Origin of the sequence: Halobellus captivus, assembly GCF_007655485.1 — an archaeon.
Lineage (GTDB): Archaea > Halobacteriota > Halobacteria > Halobacteriales > Haloferacaceae > Haloquadratum > Haloquadratum captivum.
Map to the genome: position 1 here is coordinate 668,579 of NZ_VJXQ01000002.1, position 13,098 is coordinate 681,676.

Genomic DNA, 13,098 nt, shown 5'->3' on the forward strand with positions numbered 1-13,098 from the left:
CCGCGTTTGCAACTGAGGACCACCGCGTCTACATCTGAAGGCCGCCATATTCGCATCCGGAAAGTACCGGGTTTACATCTGAGGACGCAATCGATTGCACGACATCGTGCGGTCGCGCGCACAGACGCACAAACCGCCGATCGCTCCCTCGGAAAGTCGCTCGCGACCGGGGCCGCGATGGAGGCGCTGACGACAGACCTTTACTTCGAGTCGATCACCGCTTCGGTATGACGTACGACTGTGGGTTTCTCGCCGAACTCCCTCTCTCGGCGGATCAGCTCTCTTTTGCGTCGACGGCGCGGGAGGAGTTCGCCGCCGACTTCGGGACGACGGCGGACGCCGAACGCGCCCCCGACGCCGTAGTCTGGCCGGAACGGACCGAGGACGTCTCGGCGGTGCTGGCCGCCGCCGACGAACGCGGGGTTCCAGTCACGCCGTATGCCGCCGGAACCGGGATGCAGCGCGCGGCGGTCCCCGTCGGCGGCGGGATCACGCTCGCGATGGCACGGATGGACGAGGTCCGCGAAATCAGGCCCGCGGATATGCAGGTCGACGTCGAGCCGGGCGTCATCGGCGACGAGTTGAACGGCGCGCTCGAATCCGAGGGCCTGTACGTCCCGTCGTTCCCGCAGTCGGCTGCGTTCTCGACGATCGGCGGGATGATCGCGACCGACGCCAGCGGGACGAAAACCGTGAAGTACGGCGAGGTCGCAGACTGGGTCCTCGAACTCGAAGTTGTCCGCGCGGACGGATCGATCATCGAAGTCGGGAGCAAAGCGCGCAAGACCTCGGCGGGGTACAACCTCAAAGAGCTGTTCGTCGGGAGCGAGGGGACCCTGGGAGTGGTCACGCGCGCGACGCTCGACCTCGCGACGCGGCCACCGCAGACCGTCGGCGGGCGGGCCGTCTTTTCGACACTCGGAGACGCGGCCGGAGCGATCACCGACGTCGTCCGCGCCGGAATCGACGTGGCGACGCTGGAACTGATCGATCCGCTGACCGCGGAGATGGCCAACGCCTACACCGGCTCGGACCTCCCCGCGACGCCGACGGTGTTCTTCGAGATCCACGGGCGGGCCGTCGATGCCGAGCTCGACGCGTTGCGTGCGCGGTTTGAGGCCCACGACGCCGCCCGAATCGCGAGCACTGCCGACGACGAGGAGATGGCCGAACTGTGGCGCGCCCGCCGCGAGATCGGCCACGCGCTCACGGAGTGGGACCCGGATCGAGAGCTGGAGGTGGTCGGCGACGTCACCGTCCCGATCGGCTCCTATCCGACAATTATCGCGTTCATCGGCGAGATCGCCGACGAGTACGGGCTCCCGATCCCCGCCTTCGGTCACGCGGGCGACGGCAACGCGCACTACGCGCTCCTCTGCGATCCGGGCGACGCCGAAGAACGAGAGCGGGCTCACGAGGCCTCAGATCGAATCATCCGGAAGGCGATCGACCTCGGGGGGACCTGCACCGGCGAACACGGTATCGGCGCGGACAAACGCTCGCACCTCCGGGCGGAGGTCGGAGACGGCACGGTCGAGACGATGCGAGCGATCAAAGACGCGCTGGACCCGAACGGGATCCTCAATCCGGGAACCGTCCTCGACGAGGTCGATCAGTAAGGATCGAATCTCGGGGAGCGTTGAGAGCGACCGGAAGGACTCCCAAACGGAGGGGTCCACTATTTTAGTGGATGGCCCGAAAGGTAGCGATATGACCGCACTGAAATCGATCGGAAGCCGGGTCGGAGCGCATCGATGGTGAACGTCGCGCTCTCGATCGGGCAGGTCCTCCTCGCGCTCGTGCTCGTGGTGCTAAACGGGTTCTTCGTCGCCGCCGAGTTCGCCTTCGTCCGGGTCCGCGGGACGTCTGTCGAACAGCTCGCCGAGGAGGGCCGTCCGGGCGCGAAGTCGCTGCAGGGCGTGATGATGGACCTGGATAATTATCTCGCGGTGACGCAGCTCGGCATCACGCTCGCCTCGCTGGGGCTGGGTTGGGTCGGCGAGCCCGCCGTGGCCTCGCTCATCGAACCGGTGTTGGAACCGATTCTCCCGCCCGGTCTCATCCACCTCGTCGCGTTCGCGATCGGGTTCAGCATCATCACGTTCCTCCACGTCGTCTTCGGCGAGCTCGCGCCGAAGACGCTCGCGATCGCACAGACTGAGAAGCTCTCGCTGCTCCTCGCCCCGCCGATGAAGCTCTGTTACTTCCTCTTCTACCCGGGGATCGTCGTCTTCAACGGGGCGGCGAACGCGTTCACGCGACTGATCGGCGTGCCACCGGCTTCGGAAAGCGACGAAACGCTCGGCGAGCGGGAGATCCGTCGAGTGCTCGCGCAGTCCGGCGAGAAGGGAACCATCGACGTGGCGGAGGTCGCGATGATCGAACGCGTGTTCGACCTCGACGACACCCTCGTTCGGGAGGTGATGGTTCCCCGGCCGGACGTGGTAAGCATTCCCGCGGACGCCACGGTGGCCGACGTCCAATCGGTGGTCTTCGAGTCGGGTCACACGCGCTACCCGGTGCTCGACCCCGACGACAGCGACCAAGTGGTCGGGTTCGTCGACGTCAAGGACGTCCTGCGAGCGAGCACGATGGAGAGCGAAGCGGAGACGACCGCTGGCGACATCGCGCGGGAGATACTCGTCGTCCCCGAGACGACCGCTGTCGACGACCTCCTCTTGCAGTTCGGCGAGGAACACCGGCAGATGGCCGCCGTCATCGACGAGTGGGGTTCCTTCGAGGGGCTCGCAACGGTCGAAGACGTCGTCGAGGCCGTCGTCGGGGACCTCCGCGACGGCTTCGACGTTGACGAGCGCGAGCCAGCGATACGGAAGCACGACGACGGCGGGTACGACATCGACGGGGGCGTACCCCTCTCGGCAGTCAACGACGCGCTGGACGTCGATTTCGCGAGCGATGAGGTCGAGACGATCGGCGGACTGGTCCTCAGCCACTTCGACCGGGCGCCAGAGGTCGGCGACGCCGTCGACATCGACGGACACAGTGTCGAAGTGACGAACGTCGACGGGACCCGAATCTCGACGGTGTGGGTCCACGAACGCGACGATGGGGAGTCAGTGGACGGCGAGCGGAACGGCGAGGAATCGGTAGACGACGAGTAATCCGGCGAACGAGCCGGGATATCGAGATAACGGACGCGCCGCGCGTGGAAAGGTTGTCACCAATCGACAGCGACACCGTTACCAATCGACAGCGACACCGTTACCAGACGCGAAACAGCACCGAGAACGTGGCGTAGGCACCGACCGTCGAGATGATCGGGACGACGTTCTGCATCACGATCACGCGACCGGTAGTCGTCGGATCGAAGAGGTCCGACGCCGCCGGGATCGTGTGGTCCTCCTCCTCGCCGATCGGCGGTGCCTCCTCGCCGGGTTCCTCGGCCGCGAGCGCGCCGACAGAGACGTTCGGGGTCCGCTCGCCGCGGACGACCTCGACGAACGTGGCCGTCCGGGTCGCCCGCCCCCACCCGAGGCCGACGATCGAGGTCGTCGCGATGATGACGAACGAGGCGGGGATTCCGATCGCGGACAGTCCCACGACGATCACCGAGGAGACGATCGCAACGATGATCGCGGCCGTGAGCGGGAGGTCCGTGATGTCGTTTCCGAGCGTGTCCAGCGTTCGGCGCGCGATGGTGAACGCGCCGACGGCGACCGCGGTACAGCCGAGCAGGATCAAGAGGTCGATGTCGACACCGACACCGACGAGCGGCGCGATGGCGTTCGCGATGTTCGAGGTCCCCGAGGAGAAGGCCATCAGACAACCGATCGCGACGACGACGACCGCGCCTCCGAACTCCCGGCGTGTCGTATTCGGCCCCAATCGGGGACGGGGGACGGTCCCGGAACGATCCAGTTCAGTCAGCGGGCCGGGCGTACTCACGATCGCGACCCAGCGGTTGATCCGCGGGTAGAGATACCGGCCGATCATCCCGGAGACCCAGAAGCCGACGATGGGGGCGACGATCCACCAGATCGCGATCTCGCCCATCACGGCCCAGTCGAGTTCGCCGGAGGCGACGCCCAGTCCGGCGATCGCACCGACTGCCGTCATCGACGTCGACGCCGGGACGCCGTAGTAGTTGCCGACGAACAGTGCGCCGCCGATGAAGAAGAGCACGATAATACTCGATTCGATGCTGAACACGCCCGGATCGGTGACGAGTTCGGTTCCCAGCGTGTCAACGACTCGCCGACCGATAGTCCACGCGCCGACGAAAAAGAACAGGGACATCAACGCCGCCGCGGCCGTTTTCGATATCGCATCGGATCCGACAGCCGGTCCGAATGCCGGTCCCGTCGTCGCGCCGCCGATATTGAACCCGACGAATAGCGCGACAGCCAGTCCCACGAGAAGAAGTAGTTCCACCATACGTGGTGAACGCGTCGCAGTCGGTTAAGCGGTCGGAACGCGGAATCGCCTCCGACAGTGTATTGGCCCTCGATCCCCGATTGCGGGTATGGATTTAAAGAGCGAACGAGTGAGCGCAGTTGAGATCCGGAATCGATGAATCCGGCGCGCGTTGATTTTGTCACCGACCTCGCCTACGGGGTAACGATCTTCATCGCGATCGGACTCATCCTCGTCGTCGGCACGGGGATCGGAATCGCGTTCGGGCTGGGTGTACTGCTCTCCTACGTGATTCACATCGGGTGGAAGATGTCCCGGTTCGATCCCGACTGGATGACTCGTGAGGTGGCTGACCGACTCGAAGACACCGTCAGCCAAGAGGTCGAGAAGACCGTCGGTGATACGGTGAGCAAGGAAGTCGAGAAAACGGTCGAGGAAGTCGAAAAGACCGTCGGCGATACGGTGAGCAAGGAAGTCGAAAAGACCGTTGAGGAGGTCGAAAAGACCGTCGGCGATACGGTAAGCAAGGAAGTCGAGAAGACCGTCGGTGATACGGTAAGTAAGGAAGTCGAAAAGACCGTCGGCGATACGGTAAGTAAGGAAGTCGAGAAGACTGTCGAGGAGGTCGAAAAGACCGTCGAGGATACAGTGAGCCAAGAAGTCGAGAAAACCGTCGAGGACACGGTGAGCAAAGAGGTCGACGAGGTCGCCGAAAAGGTCGGAGAGACCGTCACCGAGGAAGTGACTGAGAAAGTCGAACAGACGGTCAGTGAGGAAATCGAGGGGGCGATAGACGGAGAGGAAGCGGAATCGAAATCGGCCGAGGGATCCTGACTGTAACCTCCCCCACGCCAGTCACAGCAGTCGGCAGATGCGGGCGACAGATTCGCCGCCGTTCGCGCACAATATAACTAAAAGGAATAATTATAGGACAGATAGTAACCACAAGTCATATTAATGGCGACGTGGTTGCTCCGAGTACCGAATGACTCACGATCGCATCCTGACGACACACATCGGAAGCCTGCCACGGACACCGGAACTGCTCGAACTCCTGACTCGACGACAGGACGGCGAGGACGTCGACGAGGACGAGTGGCACGACGCCGTCGTCGACGCCACGGACACCGTCATCCAGCGGCAGGCCGACATCGGCCTCGACATCATCAACAACGGCGAACAGCCCCGCGTCTCGTTCAACTGGTACGTCGCCAACCGGCTCTCGGGTATCGGCGGTACGCGCGAGGCCCCGCTGTGGGACGACCTCGCCGACTACCCCGAGTACGCGGAGGACGCCTTCCACGCCGAGGGGATCGACCTGACCAAACAGCCGTCGGTCACCGGTCCCGTCGAGTACATTGGCGAGGACGCTGCTCGCGAGGAGATCGACACCTTCTACGAACTGCTCGATGCCTCCGACCACGACTTCGAGGGGACATTCATCACCTCGGCGTCGCCCGGAGTCGCCGCGGCGACGCTCGTCAACGAACACTACGATTCCCATAAGGAGTACCTCTCGGTCGTCGGGAACGCGCTGAAGAAGGAGTACGAACTCATCGCCGAAACCGGGGCGACGCTTCAGCTCGATGCCCCCGACCTGTTGACGACCGGGCACCGCGGATTCGGCGACCGACCGATCGAGAAGCTCAAACCGGTCGTCCAGATGCACGTCGACGCGCTCAACGAGGCGACGAAAGACATTCCGGACGAGCAGATCCGCGTCCACACCTGCTGGGGCAGCTACGAGGGCCCGCACCACCGCGACAAGCCGCTCGAAGAGATCATTCCGATCCTCTATGACCTCGACATCGGCGGCCTCTCGATCGAGGAGGCCAACCCCCGCCACCAACACGAATACCGCGTCTTCCGCGAGCACCCGCTGCCCGACGACTGGACGCTCATCCCCGGTGTCGTCGACGTGAAGACGAACGTCGTCGAACACCCCGAAGTCGTCGCCGACCGCATCGAGCGCGTCGCCGACGCCGTCGGCGATCCCACGCGAATCGTCGCCGCGCCCGACTGCGGGTTCGACACCCAGGCGGGGCTGGCGATGGTCCACCCCGAGATCGCGTGGGCCAAACTGGAAGCGGTCGTCGAGGGCGCCGAAGTGGCCACAGACCGACTGTTCTAACCGGCCGTACGCTTGATTCGGTCGGGCTGTCGAGAGCGGACTCGCTGCCGCTGTAGCTAATGCGGATGTTCGCTGACAACGGTCGAAATATCCAGTAGCGTAGCCGGACTACGTGGTTTCCCCTTTCCACGACTCCAGCAACGGGACGACGCTAAACACGTAGTCGTCGTAGACGCCGTCGAGGTTCGTCGGACTCTCCTCGGCAGTGTGCTCTCGACAGAGAGCGGCCGTCGCTTCGACAGCGCCCTGACCGGTTTCCTCCTGATACCGTTCAAGCACGAGAAACGCTGCGGGCTCCTCGCAGTTGCGGCGGTGGCACGTGAGCGGGGCGTCCGGCGAGTCGCGTTCGTCTGCTGTGATCTCCGCGGGTTCCTCCTCGGACGGTTCAGCCTCCTCTGCCCGGCCTAGCGCCTCTTCGATCTCTCGCTTCCGTTGCCGTCGTTCCTCGTCTGCGGCTTGTTTTTCTCGTCCCTCTTTGGTATCAGCCATATCTGTCAATTCGCAGGCAAGCATCATAAAGCAGGACCTGGGCGGACGGTGCAGGTGTGGGCCCGAAGCGAATTACGAGCCACAGTCGAACGGTGCTCGCTTCACTAGACGGAAACGCTGGTGTGTTCCGACTCCTTCGTGATCGTCAGGAAAACGTATGGGTCGGGGCGGATTCGAACCGCCGACCTGCTCCGTGTGAAGGAGCCGTCATAACCGGACTAGACCACCGACCCGCGCAACGAATTTTCCGCGTGGCCGGACTTAAGCGTTCTTCTTCGTTAGTTCGGACCGAGGAGAGACGACCCGACATACGACTCAGTACGACGGCGACTCCTCCGGAACACCGTCGCGAGCGTTGACGAGTCGACCGAGTACGAACAAGGCATCGGAGAGGCGGTTCAGGTACCGGATCGCCTCCGCGTTGACCGGTGCGTCGGCCGCGAAGTCGACGGCCCGACGCTCCGCCCGGCGGACGACCGCCCGCGCGTGATGTAACGTCGCGCCCGCCTCGCTCCCGCCGGGGAGGATGAAGGACGTCAGCGGAGCGAGTTCTTCCTCGGCCGCGTCGATGGTCGTTTCCAGTTCCTCGACGTGGTCGGCGGTCACGACGGGATCGTCGTCGTCAGGCTCCGGGTTCGCGAAATCGGCTTGAAGGACGTGCAGGTGGTTCTGGATCCGTTCGAGCGTCTCGTCGACGTCGTCGTATCCGGTCGGGCGCGCGGTGCCGAGGAGCGCGTTCGCCTCGTCGACGGTGCCGTAGGCTTCGATCCGCGGGCTCGTCTTCGAGACGCGCGACATATCGCGCAGGTCCGTCATCCCCTCGTCGCCGCGTCCGGTGTAGATTTTCATTGCCCCGCAAGTGTCCGCTCGACGTACGTCAGGATGTTCTCGCTCTCGCACATCGTGACGCCCCGTCCGTCGTCGACGAGGACCGGAACGGCGCGCTGGCCGCTGACACGCTTGACTTCGTTACGTTCGGAGTGCAGCGCGTCGACCCAGACGGTGTCGTACTCGACTTCGTGCCCCGTGAGCGCGTCGTGGACCGCCTCGCAGAACGGACAGCCGTCAAGCGCGTACAGCGTGATGCTCATACTCGACAGTGCGGACGCCGGAGCAAAGAGGTTTGCTCGACCAGCGACCGAATCGCTGCTCTCGCTCACTAATTTGCCCCCGTGAGTGAAGTAGTCGGGTCGCGTATCTCCTCGTATGAGCGTCACGGGTCTCTGTCAGGTGTGCGAGGGCCGCGAGGCCGAGTACGCCTGTCACCGCTGCGGCGCGGCAGTCTGCTCGCTCCACTTCGAGACGGAGAACGGGCTCTGCGTCAACTGCGCCGATTCGGAGGGCGTCGACGACGATGACGACGGGAACGTGCCCGGATTTCGGTAGCGCGGGAGTGGTGTCACCCGTCGCCGGTGTCGGGTCGAGCCATCGCCGAAGTGAGATGTCACTCGTCGCGGTAGCGGTTCAACTGCGTTTTGAGCCGACGCGCGGCGTCGCCAGCGGCTCTCGCGAACGCCTCGCCCTGGTCCTCCCCGGCGAAGATAATCCCCCGCGAGGAGTTGACGAGGCCGACGCCGACACCGGACGACGTCCGGTCTCCCGACGAGTCCGGCTCGTCTAACTCGGCGAGTCCGTACTCGACGGCGGCCTCGGCGTCGCCGCCCTGCGCGCCGATGCCCGGCACCAAGAACGGGAGGTTCGGGACCTGCTCGCGGATCGATTCCAACTCCTCGGGCGCGGTCGCGCCGACCACGAGGCCGACGTTTCCGTGTTGGTTCCACAGGTCCGCGAGCGCGGCGACCCGTTCGTAGAGCGCTTCGCCGGAATCTAATTCGAGGTCCTGCAGGTCCGCCCCACCGGGGTTCGAGGTGCGACAGAGGACGAAGACGCCCTTGTCCGCGCGGTCGAGAAACGGCTGCAGCGAGTCGCGTCCCATATACGGGTTCACCGTGATCGCGTCGACGTCGTCGAGCAGTTTCGCGTACTGTCGCGTCGTGTTTCCGATGTCCGCGCGCTTGGCGTCCAAGAGGACCGGGACGTCTTTGCCCTCCGCGTAGGCGATCGTCTCTCGGAGCGCCCGCCAGCCCTCCGCGTCCTCGTAGAACGCCGCGTTCGGCTTGTAGCAGGCGGCGTGCTCGTGCGTCGCGTCGATGATCCGGCGGTTGAACGCCCACTGCGGGAGATCCTTATCGAGAAGGTGCTCGGGGAGTCGCGAGCGGTCGGCGTCGAGGCCGACGGAGACGACGCTGTCGACCCGCTGGATTCGGTCGCTCAGTCGCTGGAAGAACGGCGCGGTCATAGTCGCTCTCGCAGTCGAGGCGACGAGTAGATTTCCCTTCGGACTCGGCACCGTCACAGAAACCGGAAACCGTTAGGGTGACCCCGCGGAAGGGGCCGGTATGACAGACGCCGCCGACCTCGCCGCGCGCGTCCGCGAGGGCGACCTCCGGCTTCACGAACTGGACGACCACGCCGACGCCGACACCGCCGCTGAGGCGCGTCGGCTGCTCGTCGAATCCGAGACCGACGCGACGCTTGACGCCGTCGGTAACTACGGCTTCCCCGCTGAACGGGCCGAATCGAACATCGAGAACATGCTCGGCGCAGTCCAGATTCCGATGGGCGTCGCGGGCCCCGTTTCAGTCAACGGGGGGACTGGCGGCGATACCGCAAGCGGCGACGGTGAGGGCGTGTACCTGCCGCTCGCGACGACCGAGGGCGCGCTGCTCGCGAGCGTGAACCGCGGTTGTTCCGTCCTTTCGGCCGCGGGCGGCGCGAATGCGAGAATCATCAAATCGGGGATGACCCGCGCGCCGGTGTTCCGCGTCGAGGACGTCGTCGAGGCCGAAGCGCTCGTCTCGTGGGTCCGCGACAACGTCGACGCCCTGATCGAGGCCGCCGAGTCGACGACGAGCCACGGGGAACTCCTGGACGTGACGCCGTACGTCGTCGGCAACTCCGTCTATCTCCGGTTCCGCTACGACACGAAGGACGCGATGGGGATGAATATGGCCACGATCGCGACCGAAGCCGCCTGCGACGTCATCGAGGCCGAGACCGACGCGGAGCTCGTCGCGCTCTCGGGCAACCTCTGTACCGACAAGAAGCCCGCCGCGATCAACGCCGTCGAGGGGCGCGGCCGCTCGGTCACGGCGGACGTGACGATTCCCCGCGAGATCGTCGAGGACCGCCTGCACACGACGCCGGAGGCGATCGCGGAACTGAACACCAGAAAGAACCTCGTCGGCTCCGCGAAGGCGGGGAGCCTCGGCTTCAACGCCCACGTCGCGAACGTCGTCGCCGCGATGTTCCTCGCGACCGGGCAGGACGAGGCCCAGGTCGTCGAGGGCGCGAACGCCATCACTACGGCGGAGGCGCGCGGCGGCGTCTCCGAGTCGGGAGACTCGGAGGCTCGCCGGACATCGTCCGGCGGCGACCTCTATCTCTCCGTTTCGCTGGCGTCGCTCGAAGTCGGCACCGTCGGCGGCGGGACGAAGCTCCCGACGCAGGCCGAGGGGCTCGAAATCCTGGGCGTCCGTGGCGGCGGCGACCCCCCTGGCTCGAACGCGGACGCGCTCGCCGAGTACATCGCCGTGGGCGCGCTGGCTGGCGAGCTCTCGCTCCTCTCGGCGCTCGCCTCGCGGCACCTCTCCAGCGCACACGCCGAACTGGGCCGCTGAGCGGCGGCCTACTTCTCGATCGGAGACGTTGTCTCGGTTCCGCCGGATTCGAGCGCGCTGACCACGAGTACGGTCCCGACGGTCACGAGCACGAATCCGGCGACCAGGAGCGGCGTTCCCGGGACGCCTGTTTCGACCTCGGCCCCGCTCGCGCCGAGGCCGACTGACAGCACCAGCCAGCCGACGCCCGACAGCGACAGCCCCGCGCCGCGGCGGCGCTGCCCCTGTATTACCGCGGCCGTGGCGAGGAACGTGTGTCCGGCGAGGAAGGCGACGCCCGCGACGACGAGCCGCCCGGTGACGGCGAGTACCGCGCCCGCGACGAAGCAGACGCCGACGACGACGCGCGCGACGGTGCCAGCGGTTCCGGGAGTTCTGGAAGTCGACATCGGGTTAGAGGAGTCGGTAGGTGCCGCGGGATTCGGTCACGTCGCCGCGTCGGGACAGCTTCGTCAGGAGTTTTCGGGCCTGGTCTGCGGGAACACCGCGTTCGGCCGCATACGCTGCGACGTCGTCGTCGGTGGGGTCGTCGCACTCGCGCAACGCCGCCCGGATGACATCGAGTCGGTTGCCGGAGGAGCGACCGGTTCCCGTCTCGGCCTGCTCGCCCGCGGCTTCGATCTCGTCGGCGTCCAGTCCCGAACCGGTCAGGTACTCGTCGTCGTCGACGGCGGCCCCACGCTCGTCGATCTCTCGCTCCATCTCGGCGACGTGCGCCGTCTCCGCGAACGCTTCGCTGTTCCCGCCTCGCTTCGCGAGGAGCGCCGAACGGGCCTGTCTGACCGCCTCTCGATCTTCGTCCTCGGCGAATCGGCGGAGCTTCTTCGTCTGGTACGTCCGCCCGCAACGCGGACACGTCGCGGTCTTCGACGCGCGGGCGTCCTTGAGGAGCCACAGGTGCTCGCAGTCGGTGCAGCCGACGACGGCGTACATACGACTCCGTTGTTCGGGATCGGATTTGAACGTTCGGCTCCGCGTGGCAGTTCGGAAACCCGGAGCTCCGGGACAGTAGAACGCTCGAAAAGTGGAATTTTCAGAAACGAAACGCCCGAAAAGTTACACACCCGAAAAGTGAACCGTCGGAAACGCGGAACGGGAGAGTCGAAAGACCGCCTCAGGCGAGCGCTTCGATGTTCTCGACGACCGCGTCGGCGAACTCGGAGGTAGCGAGCTTCGTGCCGCCTTCGATCTGTCGGTGGAGGTCGTAGGTGACCTTCCCCTCGGAGATGGTCTTCTCGACGGCGTCGCGGATGAGCTGTCCGGCGTCCTTCCAGCCCATGTACTCGAACATCTCCCGTCCCGAGAGGATCATCGCGGTCGGGTTGACCTTGTCCTCGCCAGCGTACTTGGGCGCGGAGCCGTGGACTGGTTCGGCCAGACAGAGGCCCTCGCCGAAGTTCGCGCCCGGCGCGATGCCGAGGCCGCCGATCTGCGCGCCAGCGGCGTCCGACATATAGTCGCCGTTGAGATTCATCGTCGCGATGACGCCGTACTCGCTCGTCCGGGTGAGAAGCTGCTGGAGCATGTTGTCAGCGATGCGGTCCTTGACGACCAGCACGTCGTCGGGGGCCTCGCCGTCGTACTCCTCCCAGAGTTCGTCCTCGGTGATGACGCCGTCGTCGTACTCCTCCTCGGCGACCTCGTAGCCCCAGTCGCGGAACGCGCCCTCGGTGAACTTCATGATGTTCCCCTTGTGGACGAGCGTGACCGAGTCGCGGTCGTTCGCGAGCGCGTACTCGATCGCCTCGCGAACGAGACGCTTCGATCCGAACTCCGTGATGGGCTTGATGCCGATGCCGATCGGGCCGTCGTGCATCACGTCGTCTTGGCCCATCTCGTCTTCGACGAACGCCTTTATGCGCTCCACCTCGTCGGTTCCGGCCTCCCACTCGATGCCCGCGTAGACGTCCTCGGTGTTCTCCCGGAACGTGATCATGTCCATCGCTTCGGGGTTCTTCACGGGCGAGGGAACGCCGTCGATGTGGTACGTCGGGCGGACGTTCGCGTAGAGATCGAGCTTCTGGCGGAGCGCGACGTTCAGCGAGCGGTAGCCAGCGCCGACGGGGGTCGTGAGCGGTCCCTTGATCGCGACGCGGTGCTCGCGGATCGCGTTGACCGTGTCGTCAGGGAGGTTCTCGCCGTACTTCTCGCGGGCGGACGCGCCAGCGTAGAGGCGCATCCACTCGACGGAGCGGCCCGTCGCCTCCGCCGCGGCGTCGAGAACCTGCTGCGCCGCCGGTCCGACGTCGGTTCCGATTCCGTCACCGTGAATGATCGGAATGATCGGCGTGTCCGGAACGTTCAGCTCTCCGGTCTCCTCGTCGGCGAGCGTGATCTTCTCCCCGGATTCGGGGACTTCGATCTGGTCGTAGCTCATAAACATCCGCTTCTTTCCGCACCGGGCGTAAATTACTGCCGTTATCG

The 13,098-nt window shown here is 65.4% G+C and carries 14 protein-coding genes and 1 tRNA gene; 6 read left to right on the forward strand and 9 right to left on the reverse strand.

Annotation, left to right across the window (positions count from 1 at the left end; translation table 11 throughout):
• Positions 1–227 precede the first annotated feature (227 nt).
• On the forward strand, positions 228–1,619 hold the full coding sequence (locus FJT57_RS08710; protein WP_144904187.1) for an FAD-binding oxidoreductase: 1,392 nt from the start codon (positions 228–230) through the stop codon (positions 1,617–1,619).
• 135 nt (positions 1,620–1,754) lie between these two features.
• Positions 1,755–3,122: a hemolysin family protein gene (locus tag FJT57_RS08715; RefSeq protein WP_144904189.1), complete on the forward strand. Its 1,368-nt coding sequence runs from the start codon at positions 1,755–1,757 to the stop codon at positions 3,120–3,122.
• Positions 3,123–3,222: 100 nt separating this feature from the next.
• Here the strand turns inward: FJT57_RS08715 and FJT57_RS08720 are convergent, their stop codons facing one another.
• The gene (locus FJT57_RS08720) at positions 3,223–4,395 is read right to left on the reverse strand and encodes an inorganic phosphate transporter (protein ID WP_144904191.1); all 1,173 of its coding nucleotides are present in this window, start codon (positions 4,393–4,395) and stop codon (positions 3,223–3,225) included.
• Between the two features lie 135 nt (positions 4,396–4,530).
• On the opposite strand from FJT57_RS08720, the gene FJT57_RS08725 reads away from it, so the two are divergent.
• Together FJT57_RS08725 and FJT57_RS08730 are read left to right on the forward strand one after the other, a co-directional pair.
• Positions 4,531–5,208 carry a hypothetical protein gene (locus tag FJT57_RS08725; protein WP_144904193.1) on the forward strand — a complete coding sequence of 226 codons (678 nt, stop codon included), beginning with the start codon at positions 4,531–4,533 and terminating at the stop codon, positions 5,206–5,208.
• A gap of 151 nt (positions 5,209–5,359) precedes the next feature.
• On the forward strand, positions 5,360–6,505 hold the full coding sequence (locus FJT57_RS08730) for a cobalamin-independent methionine synthase II family protein (protein ID WP_144904195.1): 1,146 nt from the start codon (positions 5,360–5,362) through the stop codon (positions 6,503–6,505).
• A 108-nt stretch (positions 6,506–6,613) separates the two neighbouring features.
• On the opposite strand, the gene FJT57_RS08735 is transcribed toward FJT57_RS08730, so the two are convergent.
• The 4 genes from FJT57_RS08735 to FJT57_RS08750 all read right to left on the reverse strand — a co-directional run bounded on the left by FJT57_RS08735 (position 6,614) and on the right by FJT57_RS08750 (position 8,085).
• On the reverse strand, positions 6,614–6,994 hold the full coding sequence (locus tag FJT57_RS08735; RefSeq protein WP_144904197.1) for a hypothetical protein: 381 nt from the start codon (positions 6,992–6,994) through the stop codon (positions 6,614–6,616).
• 158 nt (positions 6,995–7,152) lie between these two features.
• Positions 7,153–7,227 (reverse strand) — tRNA-Val (locus FJT57_RS08740).
• A gap of 82 nt (positions 7,228–7,309) precedes the next feature.
• On the reverse strand, positions 7,310–7,843 hold the full coding sequence (locus tag FJT57_RS08745) for a cob(I)yrinic acid a,c-diamide adenosyltransferase (RefSeq protein ID WP_144904199.1): 534 nt from the start codon (positions 7,841–7,843) through the stop codon (positions 7,310–7,312).
• Entirely contained in the window at positions 7,840–8,085 is a 246-nt protein-coding gene (locus tag FJT57_RS08750) for a glutaredoxin family protein (RefSeq protein WP_144904201.1), read from the reverse strand. Before FJT57_RS08750 ends, FJT57_RS08745 begins: the two co-directional genes overlap by 4 nt.
• A gap of 115 nt (positions 8,086–8,200) precedes the next feature.
• Between FJT57_RS08750 and FJT57_RS08755 the strand changes: the two genes are divergently transcribed.
• Positions 8,201–8,380 (forward strand): zinc finger HIT domain-containing protein, encoded by a 180-nt coding sequence (locus FJT57_RS08755; protein WP_144904203.1) that lies wholly within the window; start codon positions 8,201–8,203, stop codon positions 8,378–8,380.
• 58 nt (positions 8,381–8,438) lie between these two features.
• Here FJT57_RS08755 and pyrF read toward each other — a convergent pair whose 3' ends face one another.
• Positions 8,439–9,293, reverse strand: a complete 855-nt coding sequence (gene pyrF, locus FJT57_RS08760; protein ID WP_144904205.1) for an orotidine-5'-phosphate decarboxylase — start codon at positions 9,291–9,293, stop codon at positions 8,439–8,441.
• A 100-nt stretch (positions 9,294–9,393) separates the two neighbouring features.
• On the opposite strand from pyrF, the gene hmgA reads away from it, so the two are divergent.
• Complete coding sequence (gene hmgA / locus FJT57_RS08765; RefSeq protein WP_144904207.1) at positions 9,394–10,674, forward strand: hydroxymethylglutaryl-CoA reductase (NADPH); 1,281 nt, start codon at positions 9,394–9,396, stop codon at positions 10,672–10,674.
• An 8-nt stretch (positions 10,675–10,682) separates the two neighbouring features.
• On the opposite strand, the gene FJT57_RS08770 is transcribed toward hmgA, so the two are convergent.
• The 3 genes from FJT57_RS08770 to icd form a co-directional block, all read right to left on the reverse strand.
• On the reverse strand, positions 10,683–11,063 hold the full coding sequence (locus FJT57_RS08770) for a hypothetical protein (protein WP_144904209.1): 381 nt from the start codon (positions 11,061–11,063) through the stop codon (positions 10,683–10,685).
• A 4-nt stretch (positions 11,064–11,067) separates the two neighbouring features.
• Positions 11,068–11,607 carry a DUF5817 domain-containing protein gene (locus FJT57_RS08775; protein WP_144904211.1) on the reverse strand — a complete coding sequence of 180 codons (540 nt, stop codon included), beginning with the start codon at positions 11,605–11,607 and terminating at the stop codon, positions 11,068–11,070.
• Positions 11,608–11,788: 181 nt separating this feature from the next.
• Positions 11,789–13,051 (reverse strand): isocitrate dehydrogenase (NADP(+)), encoded by a 1,263-nt coding sequence (gene icd / locus FJT57_RS08780; protein ID WP_144904212.1) that lies wholly within the window; start codon positions 13,049–13,051, stop codon positions 11,789–11,791.
• Positions 13,052–13,098 lie beyond the last annotated feature (47 nt).

Bases quoted from the DNA above. Each gene is read 5' to 3' on its own strand.
- FJT57_RS08710 (WP_144904187.1), top strand. From the start codon at position 228: ATGACGTACGACTGTGGGTTTCTCGCCGAACTCCCTCTCTCGGCGGAT.
- FJT57_RS08715 (WP_144904189.1), top strand. From the start codon at position 1,755: ATGGTGAACGTCGCGCTCTCGATCGGGCAGGTCCTCCTCGCGCTCGTG.
- FJT57_RS08720 (WP_144904191.1), bottom strand. From the start codon at position 4,395: ATGGTGGAACTACTTCTTCTCGTGGGACTGGCTGTCGCGCTATTCGTC.
- FJT57_RS08725 (WP_144904193.1), top strand. From the start codon at position 4,531: ATGAATCCGGCGCGCGTTGATTTTGTCACCGACCTCGCCTACGGGGTA.
- FJT57_RS08730 (WP_144904195.1), top strand. From the start codon at position 5,360: ATGACTCACGATCGCATCCTGACGACACACATCGGAAGCCTGCCACGG.
- FJT57_RS08735 (WP_144904197.1), bottom strand. From the start codon at position 6,994: ATGGCTGATACCAAAGAGGGACGAGAAAAACAAGCCGCAGACGAGGAA.
- FJT57_RS08745 (WP_144904199.1), bottom strand. From the start codon at position 7,843: ATGAAAATCTACACCGGACGCGGCGACGAGGGGATGACGGACCTGCGC.
- FJT57_RS08750 (WP_144904201.1), bottom strand. From the start codon at position 8,085: ATGAGCATCACGCTGTACGCGCTTGACGGCTGTCCGTTCTGCGAGGCG.
- FJT57_RS08755 (WP_144904203.1), top strand. From the start codon at position 8,201: ATGAGCGTCACGGGTCTCTGTCAGGTGTGCGAGGGCCGCGAGGCCGAG.
- pyrF (WP_144904205.1), bottom strand. From the start codon at position 9,293: ATGACCGCGCCGTTCTTCCAGCGACTGAGCGACCGAATCCAGCGGGTC.
- hmgA (WP_144904207.1), top strand. From the start codon at position 9,394: ATGACAGACGCCGCCGACCTCGCCGCGCGCGTCCGCGAGGGCGACCTC.
- FJT57_RS08770 (WP_144904209.1), bottom strand. From the start codon at position 11,063: ATGTCGACTTCCAGAACTCCCGGAACCGCTGGCACCGTCGCGCGCGTC.
- FJT57_RS08775 (WP_144904211.1), bottom strand. From the start codon at position 11,607: ATGTACGCCGTCGTCGGCTGCACCGACTGCGAGCACCTGTGGCTCCTC.
- icd (WP_144904212.1), bottom strand. From the start codon at position 13,051: ATGAGCTACGACCAGATCGAAGTCCCCGAATCCGGGGAGAAGATCACG.